Annotated in this window: 16 protein-coding genes; 15 read left to right on the top strand and 1 reads right to left on the bottom strand. The window is 49.9% G+C overall.

The features are described 5' to 3' along the window. The first annotated feature begins 7 nt into the window (after positions 1 to 7). From AB1I67_RS04665 to rsmA, 3 genes are all read left to right on the top strand, one after another. Positions 8 to 781, top strand: coding sequence for a TraX family protein (locus tag AB1I67_RS04665; RefSeq protein ID WP_367028652.1), 774 nt, complete (start codon positions 8 to 10; stop codon positions 779 to 781). A gap of 41 nt (positions 782 to 822) precedes the next feature. Then, positions 823 to 1,590 carry a TatD family hydrolase gene (locus AB1I67_RS04670; RefSeq protein WP_367029153.1) on the top strand — a complete coding sequence of 256 codons (768 nt, stop codon included), beginning with the start codon at positions 823 to 825 and terminating at the stop codon, positions 1,588 to 1,590. A 120-nt stretch (positions 1,591 to 1,710) separates the two neighbouring features. Then, positions 1,711 to 2,583, top strand: coding sequence for a 16S rRNA (adenine(1518)-N(6)/adenine(1519)-N(6))-dimethyltransferase RsmA (gene rsmA / locus AB1I67_RS04675; protein ID WP_367028653.1), 873 nt, complete (start codon positions 1,711 to 1,713; stop codon positions 2,581 to 2,583). A gap of 53 nt (positions 2,584 to 2,636) precedes the next feature. On the opposite strand, the gene AB1I67_RS04680 is transcribed toward rsmA, so the two are convergent. After that, complete coding sequence (locus tag AB1I67_RS04680; protein WP_367028654.1) at positions 2,637 to 3,545, bottom strand: sugar phosphate isomerase/epimerase family protein; 909 nt, start codon at positions 3,543 to 3,545, stop codon at positions 2,637 to 2,639. 252 nt (positions 3,546 to 3,797) lie between these two features. Between AB1I67_RS04680 and AB1I67_RS04685 the strand changes: the two genes are divergently transcribed. The 12 genes from AB1I67_RS04685 to AB1I67_RS04740 all read left to right on the top strand — a co-directional run bounded on the left by AB1I67_RS04685 (position 3,798) and on the right by AB1I67_RS04740 (position 16,873). After that, positions 3,798 to 5,165 (top strand): ABC transporter substrate-binding protein, encoded by a 1,368-nt coding sequence (locus tag AB1I67_RS04685; RefSeq protein WP_367028655.1) that lies wholly within the window; start codon positions 3,798 to 3,800, stop codon positions 5,163 to 5,165. 90 nt (positions 5,166 to 5,255) lie between these two features. Continuing rightward, positions 5,256 to 6,371, top strand: a complete 1,116-nt coding sequence (locus AB1I67_RS04690; protein ID WP_367028656.1) for a glycoside hydrolase family 88 protein — start codon at positions 5,256 to 5,258, stop codon at positions 6,369 to 6,371. Between the two features lie 174 nt (positions 6,372 to 6,545). Continuing rightward, positions 6,546 to 7,277 carry a sugar ABC transporter permease gene (locus tag AB1I67_RS04695; RefSeq protein ID WP_367028657.1) on the top strand — a complete coding sequence of 244 codons (732 nt, stop codon included), beginning with the start codon at positions 6,546 to 6,548 and terminating at the stop codon, positions 7,275 to 7,277. An 8-nt stretch (positions 7,278 to 7,285) separates the two neighbouring features. Then, positions 7,286 to 8,134, top strand: coding sequence for a carbohydrate ABC transporter permease (locus tag AB1I67_RS04700; protein WP_367028658.1), 849 nt, complete (start codon positions 7,286 to 7,288; stop codon positions 8,132 to 8,134). 96 nt (positions 8,135 to 8,230) lie between these two features. Continuing rightward, on the top strand, positions 8,231 to 9,835 hold the full coding sequence (locus AB1I67_RS04705; RefSeq protein WP_367028659.1) for a glycoside hydrolase family 28 protein: 1,605 nt from the start codon (positions 8,231 to 8,233) through the stop codon (positions 9,833 to 9,835). Positions 9,836 to 10,103: 268 nt separating this feature from the next. Then, positions 10,104 to 10,811, top strand: coding sequence for a GntR family transcriptional regulator (locus AB1I67_RS04710; protein WP_367028660.1), 708 nt, complete (start codon positions 10,104 to 10,106; stop codon positions 10,809 to 10,811). A 271-nt stretch (positions 10,812 to 11,082) separates the two neighbouring features. Then, the gene (locus tag AB1I67_RS04715; RefSeq protein ID WP_367028661.1) at positions 11,083 to 11,430 is read left to right on the top strand and encodes a helix-turn-helix transcriptional regulator; all 348 of its coding nucleotides are present in this window, start codon (positions 11,083 to 11,085) and stop codon (positions 11,428 to 11,430) included. A 109-nt stretch (positions 11,431 to 11,539) separates the two neighbouring features. After that, a complete protein-coding gene (locus AB1I67_RS04720; protein ID WP_367028662.1) occupies positions 11,540 to 12,265 on the top strand; it encodes a LytTR family DNA-binding domain-containing protein in 726 nt (241 codons plus the stop codon). A gap of 388 nt (positions 12,266 to 12,653) precedes the next feature. Next, entirely contained in the window at positions 12,654 to 13,586 is a 933-nt protein-coding gene (locus AB1I67_RS04725; protein WP_367028663.1) for a GHKL domain-containing protein, read from the top strand. A gap of 140 nt (positions 13,587 to 13,726) precedes the next feature. After that, positions 13,727 to 13,894: a cyclic lactone autoinducer peptide gene (locus AB1I67_RS04730; RefSeq protein WP_367028664.1), complete on the top strand. Its 168-nt coding sequence runs from the start codon at positions 13,727 to 13,729 to the stop codon at positions 13,892 to 13,894. 6 nt (positions 13,895 to 13,900) lie between these two features. After that, complete coding sequence (locus AB1I67_RS04735; protein ID WP_367028665.1) at positions 13,901 to 14,503, top strand: accessory gene regulator B family protein; 603 nt, start codon at positions 13,901 to 13,903, stop codon at positions 14,501 to 14,503. Positions 14,504 to 14,578: 75 nt separating this feature from the next. Next, positions 14,579 to 16,873: a hypothetical protein gene (locus tag AB1I67_RS04740; RefSeq protein ID WP_367028666.1), complete on the top strand. Its 2,295-nt coding sequence runs from the start codon at positions 14,579 to 14,581 to the stop codon at positions 16,871 to 16,873. Positions 16,874 to 16,898 lie beyond the last annotated feature (25 nt).

Here is a 16,898-nt window from a genome sequence, read left to right on the forward strand (position 1 = left end):
GAATGGTATGACATTGAGTTTGAACGGCAGATTAAACGGCAATCAGTTAAAGCTGATTGCCGTTATCAGTATGCTGGTGGATCATATCGGGTACCTGCTTGTGGGAGACGGCGTGATCCTGCCTATGATGATGCGGCTGGGGAAACCCATGGGCGGCTGGTGGATCCTCTACTGCGTGCTGAGGATGATTGGCAGGGTGGCATTTCCCATCTTCTGTTTTCTGCTGCTGGAAGGTTTTTTGCACACCCGGGATTGGAGACGGTATGCGCTGCGTCTCGGTGTGTTTGCGGTGGTCTCGGAGATTCCCTTTGACCTGATGGGCGCCCATGTGCCGATGTCCTGGGACGTGCAGAACGTATTTTTTACCCTGTTTTTGGGACTTCTGATGATGAAAGCGTTGGAAACGGTCGGGGCCGTGGATCTGTGGAAGCCTGGAAGTGCGCAGATGCCGCTGAAGACGCTCCTGCAGCTGGCGGTGATCCTTTTGTTTTGTGGTGCAGCCTGGCTGCTTAAAACAGATTATGGCTATATCGGGATCATGCTGATCGCATTGTTATACTGGTTCCGCTGGGACCGGACCAGGATGTGTGTGATGGGATTTGTGTGGATGGTCATGACGATGCGGACCCTTTATATGATTCCGGGCCTGGCGCTGGGATTTTTCCTGATATACCTTTACAATGGGCAGCGCGGCAAGTGGAAGGGGAAGTACCTCTTTTACCTGTTTTATCCGGCGCATATGCTGGCATTGGCCGGGATCTATCATTTGATTTTTGTGTAAATGGTTATATTATAAAGAAAGAGGGAACTACTTTGAAAACCATGATTTTTGATACCCATGCCCACTACGATGATGAGGCATTTGACGAGGACCGCGAGGCAATTCTTAACAGCCTTGTGGAGAACGGGATCGGAGCGGTGGTAAACATCGGAGCCAGCATCCAATCCACGAAAAATACGCTGGAGCTTATAAAACGGTATCCTTTTGTCTATGGGGCCGTGGGCGTCCATCCCAATGAGACCGGAGAGCTGAACGATCATCTGATGGACTGGCTGAAGCACGTGGCCGGGGAGGAGAAGGTGGTCGCCATCGGTGAGATCGGCCTTGACTACTACTGGAATGAGCCGGAGCCGGAGGTGCAGAAGCATTGGTTTGTGCGTCAGCTTGCTCTTGCGAGGGAAGTGAATCTGCCTGTTGTTGTTCACAGCCGGGACGCGGCGAAGGATACGCTGGATATTATAAAGGCGGAGCGGGCCGGGGAGCTGGGCGGGGTCATCCACTGCTTCTCCTACAGCCTGGAGATGGCGAGAGAGTATTTAAATCTGGGCTTTTATCTTGGGATCGGAGGCGTCCTGACCTTTAACAACGCCCGGAAGCTGAAAGAAGTTGTGGAGTATATGCCGTTGGACCGGATCGTTCTGGAGACCGACTGTCCGTACTTATCCCCGGTCCCGAACCGGGGGAAACGCAATTCTTCCCTGAACCTGCCCTATGTGGTGGAGGCGGTCAGCCAGATAAAAGGAGTGGCGCCGGAAGAAGTGATCGCGGTGACGCAGCAGAATGCGAGAAAGATGTACAGGCTTTTGTGAACCGGGATGCCCAGTGCATCTGCAGACGCGCATAGTTTGGTATAATAGCTGGAGAACCTGTAAAGGCCGGATGGCATATAGCAGACCGGAAAAGGAATGAGCAGATTGAGGAGGAACAGGATGCCGACATTGGGAAATCCGAAAAATACAATAGAGATTATACAGAAATACGAGTTTGCATTTCAAAAGAAATTCGGGCAGAATTTTCTGATCGACACCCATGTGCTGGACAAGATCATCCGGGCAGCGGGGGTTACGGGAGATGACATGGTGCTGGAGATCGGGCCGGGGATCGGGACCATGACCCAGTATCTGGCGGAGGCGGCAGGTAAAGTGGTGGCGGTGGAGATCGACACGAACCTGATCCCGATCCTTTCGGAAACATTGGCGGATTATGACAATGTGGTGGTGTTGAATGCAGACGTCTTAAAGGTTGACATAAAAGAACTGGCGGAAAAGTATAACGGCGGCAGACCGATCAAGGTGGTGGCAAATCTTCCTTATTATATTACGACGCCGATCATCATGGGGCTGTTCGAGGGCGATGTGCCGATTGACAATATCACCGTTATGGTACAGAAGGAAGTGGCGGACCGGATGCAGGTTGGGCCAGGCTCTAAGGACTACGGCGCGCTATCCCTTGCGGTGCAGTATTATGCAGAGCCTTATATTGTAGCTAATGTGCCGCCCAACTGTTTTATCCCCCGTCCCAATGTGGGGTCGGCGGTGATCCGTCTTACCCGGCATAAGGAGCCGCCCGTAAAGGTACAGGACCCGGCGCTGATGTTTAAGCTGATCCGGGCTTCCTTCAACCAGAGGAGAAAGACCCTGCAGAACGGCCTTAACAATTCCCCGGAGATCTCATTTTCCAAAGAACAGATCGCGGCGGGCATTGAGAGCCTGGGGGTCTCTCCTACGATCCGTGGGGAGGCGCTGACCCTTGAGCAGTTTGCGGAGCTGGCAAACTACTTTACTGCGGCAGGGAAAAGATAGGATTTCAGTTCAAGGAGGTGTCCATCCGGCGCCTCCTTTTCTGTTCAGATACGTTACGCCAACAGTCCCATCTCACAGGCCTGCGCCGAAGTTTCCATCAACCGGTTTAGGTAATCCACACATACTTCCAGATCTTCTTCTATCCCGTTTTTTAAGATTCCTTCAATCCCGAATGTCCCCTGATAATGGATCGCATTCAGCTTGTTAAAATAATTCTCAAAGGCCAGGCATCCCAGTCCTGGAAAATACCGGTTGTTGTCTGAAAGGTGGATGTTTTGATAATGTCCCTGGTAAATGCCGAGAGCTTCCAGCGGATGACTTTCTTCTATATTCATATGGTAGGTATCCGGCAGGATGGAGATCATGCTGTGGTCTGCCGTATCATTGCCAGCGGACAGGGCAGCTGCCTGCATGGCGATCTGGCAGGTATCGGCCAGGGCATTTGCGACACAGGACTCATAGCGGTTGGTAGCTTCCAGCAGGATCGGGACATTCAGCGTTTTGGCAAAGTCATCCAGCTGCGCTAAGGATTCCTGGAGATACAGAGCCGGCTGAGCTGGATCTGAAGGAGCGGAGGCGGGATCAGGGTGATTTTTAAGGTAGCCGATGATGATACCCGCGCCGAGATCGCTGGCGTAACGAATATTTTCCATGCAGCCATCCACGCTCTTTTGCCGGAGTTTTGGGTCGGATGCGGAAAGGGATAACCCCTGATTCCTGGCATAGACTCCAGTAGCAATATAGGTGAGTGATAACCCATAGGTGCGGAGCAGGGAGGAAAGCTCTCTCGGAGGCAGCGCTTTTAAGTCCGGCAGGTTCAGCTCAATACCATAAAACTCATACCGTGAAAGCAGGTCCAGCAGCTTTGAAAACTCAGGCAGGCTGTTCCGGTCACAGTATGCGCATTGCAGTGTAACAGGATTTGTCAGGTTTTTTAAAGTTTTTAATGAATTTGATCTCATAGCAGCTCCTTATACAAGGTGAAATTTTGCATTGCATTGTACAATATTTATGTATACACTAAAATATAAATGGAAGTAACTTACATAATGATACATTATAAAAAGAAAATAATCAATAGAAAAATGACAAAATGTTTAATATAACAATAAAATAATTACTGTATACATAAAAAATATACAAAAAGCAATTGACAAGGGCGGAGCATGTGTTATAATTGCAGTATAAAATAAAAAACCAAGGGAGGTTTTAAAATGAAGTTAATGAAAAGAGTTGTTTCCATGGCGCTGGCAGTATCTATGGCGGCGTCCCTGACAGCATGCGGCGGAGGGTCCGCGAAAGAAGCTCCCAAAGCAGAGGCGTCCAAGGCAGAAGGCGCTGGGGCGGAAGCTGCGGACAGCACATCCGGTGACGGAGAAGAAGTGACGATACGGTTCTCCTGGTGGGGCGGTGATTCCCGGCATGTGGCGACGCAGGCGGCAGTTGATGCATTTATGAAGAAGTATCCCAACATCAAGGTCGAGTGCGAGTACGGCGCATGGGACGGCTGGACAGAGAAGTGTGCCACCCAGTTAAACGGCGGTACGGCGCCGGACCTGATGCAGGTAAACTGGAACTGGCTTTACCAGTTTTCCGGGGACGGCTCCACCTTTGCAGACATCAACAGCCTGACGGATATTGACTTAAGCGGTTTCCCGGAGAAGATCGTGGACCAGTGCGTGGTAGCCGGCAAGCTTCAGGCAGTCCCGATCAGTGTTACGGGCAAGTGCTTCTTCTGGAACAAGACAACCTTTGAGAAGGCAGGCCTGGAGATCCCGAAGACCATGGATGAGCTGTTGAATGCAGGCGCTGTTTTTAGGGACAAGCTGGGCGATGAGTACTATCCGCTGGCGATGTACCAGTATGAGCGCATGCTGCTGATGCTCTACTATCTGGAAGCCAGGTACGGCAAAGAGTGGGTGGTAGACGGCGCAGTCAACTATACCGCTGACGAAGTAAAGGAAGGCCTTGACTGGGTATGCTCCCTGGAGGATACACATGTACTTCCGAAGATCGAGCTGCTGCTGGGCGACGGTGCTACCATCCTTGAGAAGAACTCCAAGTGGGCGAACGGTACCTACGCAGGCTTCTACGAGTGGGATTCCGCCAACACCAAGTTCCAGGAGGCGTTGGAAGAGGGGCAGGAGTTTGTGCTTGGCGATTTCATCACCGGCATCGGCGATACGGAAGCAGGTCTGACCAAGATCTCCCAGTGTTTTGCGATCACAGAAGCGTCTGAGCACAAGAAAGAAGCTGCGATGCTCGCTGATTTCCTGATGAACGACCCGGAGGGCGTTGAGCTGTGTGGCCTTGAGCGCGGTATCGTGGTCAATGACACGGCGAAGGACATCCTGGTAGAAAAGGATATGCTGAGCGGACTGACCTACGAGGCAAACCAGGCAGTGCTCAAGGTGGCGAACTTCACATTTGACCCGAACTTTGAGAATTCCGAGCTGAAGGATACCACCGGCGTTTACTATGAGGTGTTTGAGAACATCAGTGCAGACCATTCCACTACAGGCGACATGGCGCAGTACCTGATCGAAGAGATCGAGCGGGTACAGGCAGAGAATCCATACTAAGCCTGAGAGCTTCGGGACGGCAGATCGGCATTTTCGCCGTCCCGGGCGATCAAACATGTAAAAGGATATCGAAAAAAGAGGAGAATGAACATGAATACAGCAATCACAGAACAGTTTTTCCGCGACTACCTGGTGAAGTTTGCCCAGGATGACAAACCATTGTGGAACTATGAGGCAGGAGTGACCCTGCTGGGGGCACAGTGGCTTTATGAGGTGACCGGGGATGAATTTTACAAGGACCGGATCGTTGAATTTATGGACCATCACATCCTGGAGGACGGCACCATCAAGTATCTGGATGTGAACGAGCTGAACTTAGACAAGATCAATTCCGGCAAGATCCTGTTCTTCTTATATGAGCAGACCGGGGAAGAGCGGTACAAAAAAGCCCTGGAGGTCCTGATCGACATGCTCCACCGCCATCCCAGGACTTCCACAGGCAACTTCTGGCACAAGACCATTTATCCATACCAGATCTGGCTGGACGGCCTGTATATGGGACTGCCGCTGTACCTGGAATATGAGACGAAGTTCAACAACAATGAGAACTGCAATGACGTTTACTCCCAGATGGAGAATGTGAGACGCCTGCTTTACAGTGACAAGGATCATCTGTACTATCACGCCTATGATGAGAAGAAGGTCATGATCTGGGCGGACAAAGAGACCGGCCTGTCCCACAACTTCTGGCTGCGCTCCATCGGCTGGCATCTGATGGCGCTGATCGACTTATATGAGATCTCTTCCGAGGAAGTGTTCGAGCAGCACAAACAGTATGCAGTCTGGTTTAAGGAAGCCTTAAAGGGCGTTCTGGAATACCAGGACCCGGAGAGCGGACTGTTCTATCAGCTGATCGCCCTGCCGGATGTGGAGGGCAACTACATCGAGACCTCCGGCAGCGCTATGGTGGCTTACAGTATTTTAAAGGGCTGCCGTCTGGGCGTTCTCCAGGAGGAGAAATACCGCCCGATGGGAGAGAAAATGTTAAACGATCTCCTGGATCAGAAGCTGGTCTGCGTGGATGGCGTATGGCATCTGAAGGACATCTGCGAAGTGGCGGGCTTAGGGCCGAAAGACGAGCGTGACGGAAGCGTGGAATATTACCTGTCAGAGCCGATCGTTTCTGACGAGGTCAAAGGAGTCGGTGCGACCATGATGGCGTATGCGGAATATCGGAAGCTTCAGGCCGCCGATCAGGAAGGGTGAATAATTTGAAACAGAGATCATGGAAAAAGTTTTGGAAGGCGAATAATGGATATGCGTATCTGTCCATCTGGCTGATTGGATTCTTCGCGTTTAAATTTTATCCGTTTCTGTCCTCCCTGTATTACAGCATGACGAACTATAACCTGTTCAAGAGCGGGACCCAGTTCGTCGGGCTTGCAGAACTACCAGGCCATCCTGGATACGTCAAAGTATGTGAAATCCTTTGTGGTAACGTTCAAATACGCATTCATGACGGTGCCGTTAAAGCTTCTCTTTGCCCTGTTTATTGCGTATCTCCTGAACTTTAAGCTGAAAGGCATCAACCTGTTCAGGACCATTTATTACATCCCGTCCATTTTGGGAGGTTCTATCTCCATAGCGGTGCTGTGGCAGTTCCTGTTCCAGAATGAAGGTCTGATCAACATGGTGATCAAGGCTTTCGGCGGGGCGCCGATCAACTGGCTGGGAAGCGCTGATTATGCGCTGTTCGTTATCTGCCTGCTGAGAGTGTGGCAGTTCGGTTCCGCCATGGTTATTTTCCTGGCAGCGTTAAAGGGCGTGCCGCAGGACCTCTATGAAGCGGCAGCCATCGACGGGGCAGGCAAGTTTACTCAGTTTATGAAGGTTACGATCCCGATGATCACGCCGGTGGTGTTCTTTAACCTGATCACCCAGCTGTGCCAGGCGTTCCAGGAGTTCAACGGCCCGTTCGTCATTACCAACGGCGGCCCGCAGGGTTCCACGACCCTGATCTCCATCCTGATCTATCAGAATGCGTTTAAGACCTATAAGATGGGTATGGCAAGCGCGATGGCGTGGATGCTGTTCATCATTGTTGCCGGATTGACTGCGATATCCTTTATTAGCCAGAAGTACTGGGTTTATTACGGGGATGAGGAAAGGTAGGGCGGAAAATGACGAGAAAACAGAGAAATACGTTGAATACATTCCTGCGCTATTTTGTGCTGGTTGCCATCGGGATCTGTATGATCTATCCCATGATCTGGATGGTTGGCGCGTCCTTTAGGGATAACAACGCGGAGATCTTCAGCTCTATCGGATTTATTCCGAAGAACCCCACTCTCCAGGGCTACATCGACGGGTGGAACGGGACCAACTATTCTTACGGACATTACATGATCAATACATACTTGTTTGTTATTCCAAAGGTACTTGGGACCATTGTGTCTGCTACCATCACGGCTTATGCATTTACCAGATTTCATTTCAAAGGAAAAGGTTTCTGGTACGGCCTGATGCTGGCAACCCTGTTCCTTCCCCAGGTTGTTTTAAATGTTCCCCAGTTCCTTCTGTTTACAAAGATCGGCTGGGTGGACAGCTACCTGCCGTTAGTGGCGCCGAGCTTCTTCGCATGTGATACCTATTTCGTCTTTATGATGATCCAGTTCATGCGCTCGGTCCCGAAAGAACTGGAGGAGGCCGCGGAAATCGACGGCTGCAATTCCTTCCAGCGCCTGCTCCTGATCATCGTACCTATGGTACAGCCGGCGATCGTATCCAGTGCGCTGTTCCAGTTCATGTGGTCCTCCAATGATTTTATGGGACCGCTCATCTACATCAACTCCACCAGGAAGTTCCCAGCGGCCTTGGGACTCCGGTTGTTTATGGATACAGAGACCGGGTTCCAGTGGAATAAGGTGCTGGCATTGTCCATCATCACCATCCTGCCGTCACTGGTAGTATTCTTCCTGGCGCAGGACCAGTTTGTAGAGGGCATCTCAGCAGGCGGTGTGAAGGGCTAGGCTCAGGCATATGCAGGTGGAGTGTCTGATCCCCGCCTGCCGCCGCTGCAAAATGCGGAAATTCAAGGATAAGAACTGAGAAAAAGGAGACAGCATATGGAATTCCAGGTAATATTTAAAACCTCAAGGCGGGTGACGATCGAGCTTTTAAACTGTGGGATCTACCACACGGATCAGCCCTATGACATCTATCTGGACGGGGAGAAGGTGATGACCTCTCAAAAGGTCATCCAGACCATAAACGGCTTAAAGCCGGGTACTGCTTACAGGCTGGAAGTGCGGATGCCGAAAGCCGGATCGTCCGCATCGTCCGCAGAGGCCGGTTCATCAGCCGGGGACACAGCATCCGCCGAGATCAGGACCGATTATGAGTATGTAACGTTAAATGTCAAAAAGTTCGGAGCCAGGGGTGACGGCGTTCATGACGATACTGTCAGCATCCAGGCAGCCATAAGCTGCTGTCCCAAAGACAGCCGGGTCTATCTGCCCAAAGGCATTTACAAAGTATCATCCCTGTTTTTAAAGAGCGATATCACCATCGACCTGGCAGAAGGCGCCGTGATATCGGCCTATACGGACCGGGACAAATTCCCGATCCTGCCGGGGCTGATCGAGAGCTACGATGAGAAGGATGAGTACAACTTGGGCACGTGGGAGGGCAATCCTCTTGAGATGTTCGGAAGCATCATCACAGGCGTCAATGTGCAGAATGTAGTGATCACAGGACAGGGCGTGTTAGAAGGAAATGCCAGCTATGAGAACTGGTGGAAGGGCGAAGGCAGGGAGAAGATCGGCGGAGCATACCGCCCCAGGATGATATTCCTAAACCATTGTGAAAATATCACAGTCCAGGGGATAACGGTCCAGAACAGCCCGGCATGGAACCTGCACCCGTATTTTTCCAACAACACGCGCTGGATCGATCTGCAGGTGATCAACCCCAAGATCTCGCCCAATACGGACGGCATGGACCCGGAGTCGGTGGACGGCCTTCTGGTGGCAGGTGTGTATTTCTCCCTTGGGGACGACTGTATTGCCATGAAGTCCGGCAAGTTCTACATGGGCAATAAATACAAGACGCCTTCCCAGAACATAGAGATCCGCCAGTGCTATATGCGCCATGGGCATGGTTCTGTCACCATGGGAAGCGAGATTGCCGCAGGCGTCCGCCATATGGTGGTGAAGGACTGTATTTTCGAGGATACGGACCGGGGCTTAAGAGTAAAGACCAGGCGCGGCAGGGGCAATGATTCCGTGGTAGACGATATCCTGTTTGAGAACATCAAAATGGACGGAGTGCTGACCCCGTTTGTGGTCAATTCCTATTACTGGTGCTGCGACCCGGACGGACGCTCCGAGTATGTGAAGAACAAGGAAGCCCTCCCGGTGGACAAGCGAACCCCGTTCATCAAAAAGCTTACCTTCAAGAATATCGAGGCTCATAACTGCCATGTGGCGGGAAGCTTTATCTATGGACTGCCGGAGGCCAAGATCGAGGACGTAACCTTCGACCAGGTCACCGTAGATTTTGTCGAAGATCCAACACCCGAGTATCCGGCCATGATGGCAGATGTGGAACCATGCACGAAAAAAGGGATCTATATCAACAATGTAAAGCGCCTGACCATGAAAAATGTAACGGTGACCGGTGCAGACGGCAAAGACATTGAGATTGTCCATGTAGATGAGCTGATCCAGTAGGCAGCCTTTAAAGCCGGAAGCCGGACAAAGGGGCGGCAGGTGCCGGATTTATATCTTTCCAAAAATTTCCGGGTATGGTATACTATGAACACTTAGCGAGGCGAAGCCGAGCTTAGTGAGAATGCATGCCAGGACACTTAATGAGGGCGAGCCGAAGGCGAAGGGCGAATTTAGTGACCAGGTATACTATGAACACTTAGCGAGGCAATATTTAGCGAGGCGAAGCCGAGCATACTGGTAAATAAGAAAAGGGAAAGGCGGATACAACGTGGTGGAGGAAAAGAAATCTCTGGTAGACGAAGCTTATGAAAAGATAAGGCAGAAAATCTGCGACTTTGAGCTGGTCCCCGGCCAGGCGATCTCAGATTTCATCCTGAGCAAGGAGCTTGGCATGAGCCGCACGCCGATCCGTATGGCGCTTCAGAAGATACAGAGCGATGGACTGATCCGCGACGGCGGAGCCGGGCAGAGCTACTATGTCTGTGAGATCACGCCGGAGGATATCGAGGATCTGTTTGACGCCAGAAGCGGGATTGAGATGACAGCGCTCGCCCTTCTGATGCGCCGTAAGGTCACGGAGGAGGAGCTTGACTATCTCCGCAGGATCAACCGGTTGATGGAGGATGTGAATAAGCAGGGCCATGTAAAGCAGCAGTTTTACTACGACCAGAAGTTCCATGACAAGCTGGTGCTGCTGTCGGGTAACACCAGGATCATCCATTTCCATGAGAGCCTGCTGCTCCAGCTGACCAGGATGCGGGTCCTTTCCTACCTGGAGCGTTCCTATCAGGACAAGGCATACCGTGACCATGAGAATATCATTTCCATGATCGCAGCGGGAGACCGGGAGGGCGCCCTGCAGGCCCTCAGACAGCATATCGAGAGCACCAAGATAAACTATACCGAGCTTCTGACCAATAAGATGAATGCAGAGTCATTCGGCGTATTGAGTTATACTATGAGGAATGATGAGTAAACGTATTAAAACAATATGATACTGCCAGAAACAGGCGCCAGGGAATCCGGTGATGAAAACAGCCGGAGTCCCTGGCGTTTTTGTCCTGTCGCACGGAGTATAACGCTGGTTCCGCATATGGTAGCGGCGTAAAAACAAAATACTCGGAAAACAGGTAACAATGCATAAATTACTCTCTAATACTGCTCAGTTGAGTGATAATACTTTTCTAATAAGTATATGTAATCCTTTTGTTTGTTAAAATATTTGTATACAAAAGGAGATGAGCCATATGCAGAGTAATATCAAAAAGCTTCGCAAGAGACAGGGACTGACTCAGAGAGAGCTGGGAGAGAAGATCGGTGTATCGCAGCAGGTGATCAGCAGGATGGAACGTGAACGGGAAGTCATTCCCGTAGATGTGCTGATCAATCTTGCTGCTTATTTTAAGGTGTCCACAGACAATGTGCTGGGGTACAGGGAGCCGGAGGAGAAGCTCTCTGACTGGATGAAAGGGATGGCAGCGGCGAACATCAGCCGGGAGGATGTCCTGATGCTGATCGAGCAGACAGATAACATCCGTACAAAGGAATGGATGTATCTCTGGTTCCTGGTCAATGTAATGAGGGAGCGGCGGTAACGCTTGAAAATGCTGGTAAATTCTGTATAATTGTAAAAAGAGGCAGTGTATCGGACAATGAGATGGAAGGATACGGCGGAAGATACAGCAGACAGGAAGGAGCGGTGTTATGATTCGCATAGCAGTGTGCGACGATGATGCAGCAGTTCGAGGGCAGATAGTGACGCTCCTGAGGAATTATGGGCAGGAAAAGGATCTGGATATTTTTGTGTCAGAGTATCAGGATGGCAATGAGATAACTTCAGATATATTGGCGGGAAAGCGATTTCATCTAATTTATATGGATATCGAGATGAAGGAGATGGATGGCATGAAGGCAGCAGAACAGATCCGCGAGGTGGATGCTGTGGTGCCTTTGGTTTTTGTGACCAGTTATGCTACCTATGCCATAAAAGGGTATGATGTCAGGGCGCTTACCTATTTACTGAAGCCAGTCGATGAGGAACGGTTTGAGCAGGCTTTTGAAGCGGCTCTGAAGGAGATCTGTAGAATTGAACGGTATTTTATATATGAGACAAACAGAAATATCATAAAGCTTCCTATGAAGGAAATCCTATATTTTGAAAGCCATAATAAAAAAGTAGAAGCTCATTTGACTTACGAAGTCCAAAGCTTCACAGCGAAACTGGATGAGATTGAACGATCTCTGGAAAAAAGTGAGATAGCATTTCTGCGCATTCATAAATCATATTTGATCAATTTTGCACATATTACCCGTTTTAATGGAGATCTGGTGGTATTAAGCAATGGAAAAAGCCTGCATATCAGCGAGAAATACTGCAGTCAGGCCAAGGCCCGGTATGTGCGTCTGGTGGAGATGAGAAAGGGGCATTGACAGGATGATACATATACTGGATTTGCTGAACACAGCGATATACACAGGATTTGGCGCGGTGACCCTCTGGACCTATTATGGTTTATTTTTACAGAATAGAGCTGAGGGTAAGTTGCGATTATTTTGCTGGGGACCGTTTCTGGTGTGGCAGTGTTTATGGAGCTATCTGTCATCTGTAGGGATTTATACACCGATTTTTTTAAATATGGGAATTTATCTGCTCTCCATTTTTTTAGTGGCGGTGTTGGGATATGAAAGTTCTGTCAAAACAAAAATGATTTTTGCGGTCTCTTATCTGCTTCTGACTACTGTATCAGAAGAAATTGTCTGGTATGGGGTACAGTTCTTTTGTGCGCCTGATACCAATATAACAGCATGGTGGCCGCCGTTGCTGGCAAGGGTAATATCGTTTGTGGCGATCCTGGCGCTCTATTTTATGTTGAGAAAAAGAAAGCTTGTAGAAGCAGATGACAGAGCCAATATACATCTGCTGATTTTTTCACTTGGCAATACATTCGTGGCGTATTCTGTGATCTTAGCGTATGAGCGCCTGGGACAATACGGGGATAAACTTATAGCCACACTTACCATATCAATTCTGCTGGGTATGACAATCTTTGCATATCAGATTTACGGCAGGCTCCGTGAAAACATGGAACTAGAGCAGGAAAATGAAAAATACAGTTATCAGTTAGAGCTATTTCTGCAGCATCAGCGGGAACGGGAAGAAAATGAGCGGGAGATTCGCAGATATCGACATGATATGAAGCAGAAGTTAACTTACTTAAAAGGATTGGCAGACGCCAGCCAGTCAGAGGAAATATCCCGGTTCCTCCAGGAAGAATTGAATATAAAAGGAAGGACTGCCCGTGTACAGATCAATACGGGCAACCTGCTGATCGATGCACTTTTCAATGACAAGAACAGAAAAGCCCTGAATGCAGGAATCCGATTTGAAACCTGGTTTGATGTGCCGGAACATTTGCCATATAAGGACAGTGATCTGTGTGTGATATTTGGAAATCTTCTGGACAATGCATGTGAGGCGGCACAGATGGTCCAGGACAGCGAACGGTACATAAAGACCAATCTTCTGTTTGATGTAGGTAATCTGATCTTTACAATAGAAAATAGCTTCGATGGGACTTTACACCGGGAAAAAGGCGGAGGATTTTTAAGCCGCAAAGCAGACAGCAAAGATCACGGGATTGGCTTAAAGAGTGTGAAAAAGATTGCGGAGAAATATAAAGGAGATGTGTACATAGAAAATCTGCCGGACATATTCCGGGTGAAGGTGGTCTTGTATGAATATCAAAAATAAATGCAGGGTAAAAGGGCTGTGCCAATGATGGCATGGTCCTTTTTCCTTGATTTCGCCAAAATCTGCCTGTTTTCGCCAGAAACGTGCACGACCAGCATATTATAGTATAATAATTCTCATATAACTAAAGGAGGTGCATTATGAATCTGATAGTAAAATGGTGTAAAGAAAAATTTAACCAGAAGGGCCTGGCTGCTATGTCTGCATTTGCAATATGTTTTGCGACAGTGGCTGCTAATGTGAGATGTGCATGCCATTATCACCAGCCCCAATTCCCGGAGTCCGCAAAGCAGCTCAGAAAGAAGTAGGTGCATATGGAATGGTTGGCGAATAAGCTGACATCCTGTTTATTGCGGCATGACGTAATTGATGAGGCGGAGCAGGAGCTATATTGCTTTGGCTTCCAGTCGGGGCTTGAGATGGTGGCCTGTCACCTTGCGATTCTGGCAGTGGCGGCATATCTGCATCGTATACCGGAATATCTCTTGTTTTCCCTGGTATTCGTTCCGATTCGGTCTTACGCGGGAGGACTGCATCTTCCCAAATTCAGTCAGTGTTTTATCTGCTCCTGTGCTGTGGTTGCCGTTGTGATATTCCTGTCTGAAAAGCTGGAATTGTCATCCCCCATCAGCGCGGCGGCAACCGCAGTAATGCTGTTTATCCTTTTCCTGTTAAGGCCGGTAGACCATGAAAACCGTCCGGTGGACGAGGATGAGCAGCATTTTTTTTCATATAAGCTGAGGCGCGCAATACTTGGGATTGGCATCTTGACAGCAGTTTTGTACCTGACAGGCTTGAATCATTACCTGGTTCTGGTGATGCTCACTCTTGCATCAGCCATCATATCCATGTTTGTGGGGAAATGGCTGCAGTATCGAAGGCGGGGAATAAGAGCACAGATTGCAGAAGACGATTAACGCGATAATCAGGCAGCAAAGAAACATATTGAGAATAACGAACTTGATAAATACAAATGAAAGAGGGGAAATCGTATGAGTATGAAACCCAAAAACAACCCAAACCAACACACCCCGCATCCATGGCCCCGGCGGGCGTGGAAGCAGGCAGTCAGCTGGCTTCTGTGTGTCAGCATGATCGTGCCCAATATGGCGCCGATCGTATCCCAGGCGGCTACGGCATTGGAGAACATGCCGCGCAAGGTAGACTTTGTGCGCCCTGAGGCGCTGAAGCTTGGAGACCTGCGCCTGGCAACGGGATCGAATGCCGCAGATGGGGAGATACCGGATATATCCAGGCCTGACAGGGGTGACTGGATATTAAGCGAAGATGAAATCGACGGAATCATCCATCTGGCTACCGATTCGGAGGCGGAGCTGCGTGACCCGGAGTTCTTTTATGATGACATCCCTGAGGAGCCGGATGGTGTACTGGTGGATTTCTCTGAAAAGAGCCGGACATATCTGGTGGATGAAAACATTGCAGAAGATGAGGATGGGGAACCGGTCCATTCTTATGTCACGGTCATAGGGGAAAGCCCGTGGCTGTATAAGGATTCCGACGGGTTCATCCGGACCTACGACAATACCTTAGTCCCGGTCAGCAAGAGAGAAGCGCTGCGCGTGGCAACTGCCTCGGATGCGAATGTGGCGACTCCCTCCAATATGCGCCGGTCCAGGAGTGTTGTGACCGTCACGGATTATCAGAATTCGGAAGGTGACGCTGCAATCCAGATTCCCGATGAGATGGATCAGAACAACGGATACATGCTCTCAAATGGAGAGGACACCCTTGAACTCATCCCGACAGAGGGAGAATTTAAGAGCAGTGTGGTATTTGATAACGCTATCCGTTATTCCAATGTGTTTCCGGGGGTTGATTTCCAATATACTGTGTTTGGGAATACGGTAAAGGAAGATATCATCCTTTTGGAACAGCAGGACCGGAATGAATTTTCCTATAAGCTGCGCGGGACCGGACTGAAGTTTAAGAAGGATGGAAATTCTGTCGTTGCCTATAAAAAATCTTTCAGGGAACCGTCCTTCCGTATTACAGCGCCGGTCATGGTGGATGCCGCCGGAATTCCATCTGTGGACATTAAGGTCAAGTTTAATCAGTCAGGCAACATCGTCACTTTCGTGGCGGACAAGGACTGGCTGGATGACCCGGATCGGACATACCCAGTCCGGATCGACCCGGGCACGGAGCTGGTAGGATACAGCGCCTTTACAGTCAATATGGTAGCCAAAGGCGATAAACCAGGATATCCGGAAGGCGAGTATGACGAGGTGATCTACAATACAGCCTATGGAGACAATGGACATACCATGGTAGGCTATTCCCGTGAGTATGGACACTGCCGGGCTGTCATTGACATCGATATGGATTGGGCGAGCCTGATCAACCATTCAGCAACCCAGATAGAAGGGGAACCGGGAGTCAAAGATGTCCAGGTCAGTTTTGGTGTCATGACTACGGATACCCCAAACAGGACTCCGTTTATCCTGCGGATCATGAAGGAAGCGTGGGACACCTCCCACATCACCTTCGCAGGGATCTGCCATAAGAATTCCACTCAGAGCGGAAACGAGGCATATTCGGACAATGACTATGGCCGTCTGGAATTCAATATCACAGACAGCTATTACAGCTGGGTAAATGACGGCGCGCCCTGCTACGGCATGATGCTGGAAGTAGAAGGAGAAAACACATTTAACCCGGACATGCTTGAATCTGTCTGGTGGGCGGAGACCATCTATAACAAGACCGGGATCGGTAACGGTCCGCGGATCGAGGTAGCCTGGGAAGGAAAATTGGAGAAAGCAGACCTGATAAACTTTCCGATGAGTGATTTCTCCCTGGATGTTGGCCCCGGCGTGGTTGAGACAGATGCAGGAGGGCGTTCCACCAAGGGGATCCTTGCCCATGGCGCGTCCCAGGCGGATTCCAAAGTGGAATATGGCATTTACAGAAAATCTGATGATGAGCTTGTTGCGGACGGCTCTGTCACGGCACACGGCGCGGCAGACTGCCCGGATTACCGGGAGGTGGACCCGGACTGCATCCCGGAGCGCTACCAGGATTCCAACTGGCAGTCTGATCCGGTCTATACAGACGGTGACTTAGAATTGGATACCATCTATTACGCCAAGGCCCAGGGCTTCGGTTATGCCCTCGAGGAAGACCCGGAGACCGGCGACATGGTAAAGTCGGAAACAGAGGAGGAAGAGAGCGCGGAACTTACCTCCGATGAATTCCTCCTGTATGAAGTGCAGGCGACCGACGTAGTCCCGAGGATCGCGCGCCATTACGGGATCACGGTAAAGTAGCTCAAAGAGGACAACCAGTTCTTAG

This window comes from Clostridium sp. AN503, from assembly GCF_040719375.1.
Lineage (GTDB): Bacteria > Bacillota > Clostridia > Lachnospirales > Lachnospiraceae > Brotaphodocola.

What these genes read in the sequence shown, in the direction of transcription:
- AB1I67_RS04665 (WP_367028652.1), top strand. Translation starts at nt 8, where the DNA reads ATGACATTGAGTTTGAACGGCAGATTAAACGGCAATCAGTTAAAGCTG.
- AB1I67_RS04670 (WP_367029153.1), top strand. Translation starts at nt 823, where the DNA reads ATGATTTTTGATACCCATGCCCACTACGATGATGAGGCATTTGACGAG.
- rsmA (WP_367028653.1), top strand. Translation starts at nt 1,711, where the DNA reads ATGCCGACATTGGGAAATCCGAAAAATACAATAGAGATTATACAGAAA.
- AB1I67_RS04680 (WP_367028654.1), bottom strand. Translation starts at nt 3,545, where the DNA reads ATGAGATCAAATTCATTAAAAACTTTAAAAAACCTGACAAATCCTGTT.
- AB1I67_RS04685 (WP_367028655.1), top strand. Translation starts at nt 3,798, where the DNA reads ATGAAGTTAATGAAAAGAGTTGTTTCCATGGCGCTGGCAGTATCTATG.
- AB1I67_RS04690 (WP_367028656.1), top strand. Translation starts at nt 5,256, where the DNA reads ATGAATACAGCAATCACAGAACAGTTTTTCCGCGACTACCTGGTGAAG.
- AB1I67_RS04700 (WP_367028658.1), top strand. Translation starts at nt 7,286, where the DNA reads ATGACGAGAAAACAGAGAAATACGTTGAATACATTCCTGCGCTATTTT.
- AB1I67_RS04705 (WP_367028659.1), top strand. Translation starts at nt 8,231, where the DNA reads ATGGAATTCCAGGTAATATTTAAAACCTCAAGGCGGGTGACGATCGAG.
- AB1I67_RS04715 (WP_367028661.1), top strand. Translation starts at nt 11,083, where the DNA reads ATGCAGAGTAATATCAAAAAGCTTCGCAAGAGACAGGGACTGACTCAG.
- AB1I67_RS04720 (WP_367028662.1), top strand. Translation starts at nt 11,540, where the DNA reads ATGATTCGCATAGCAGTGTGCGACGATGATGCAGCAGTTCGAGGGCAG.
- AB1I67_RS04730 (WP_367028664.1), top strand. Translation starts at nt 13,727, where the DNA reads ATGAATCTGATAGTAAAATGGTGTAAAGAAAAATTTAACCAGAAGGGC.
- AB1I67_RS04735 (WP_367028665.1), top strand. Translation starts at nt 13,901, where the DNA reads ATGGAATGGTTGGCGAATAAGCTGACATCCTGTTTATTGCGGCATGAC.
- AB1I67_RS04740 (WP_367028666.1), top strand. Translation starts at nt 14,579, where the DNA reads ATGAGTATGAAACCCAAAAACAACCCAAACCAACACACCCCGCATCCA.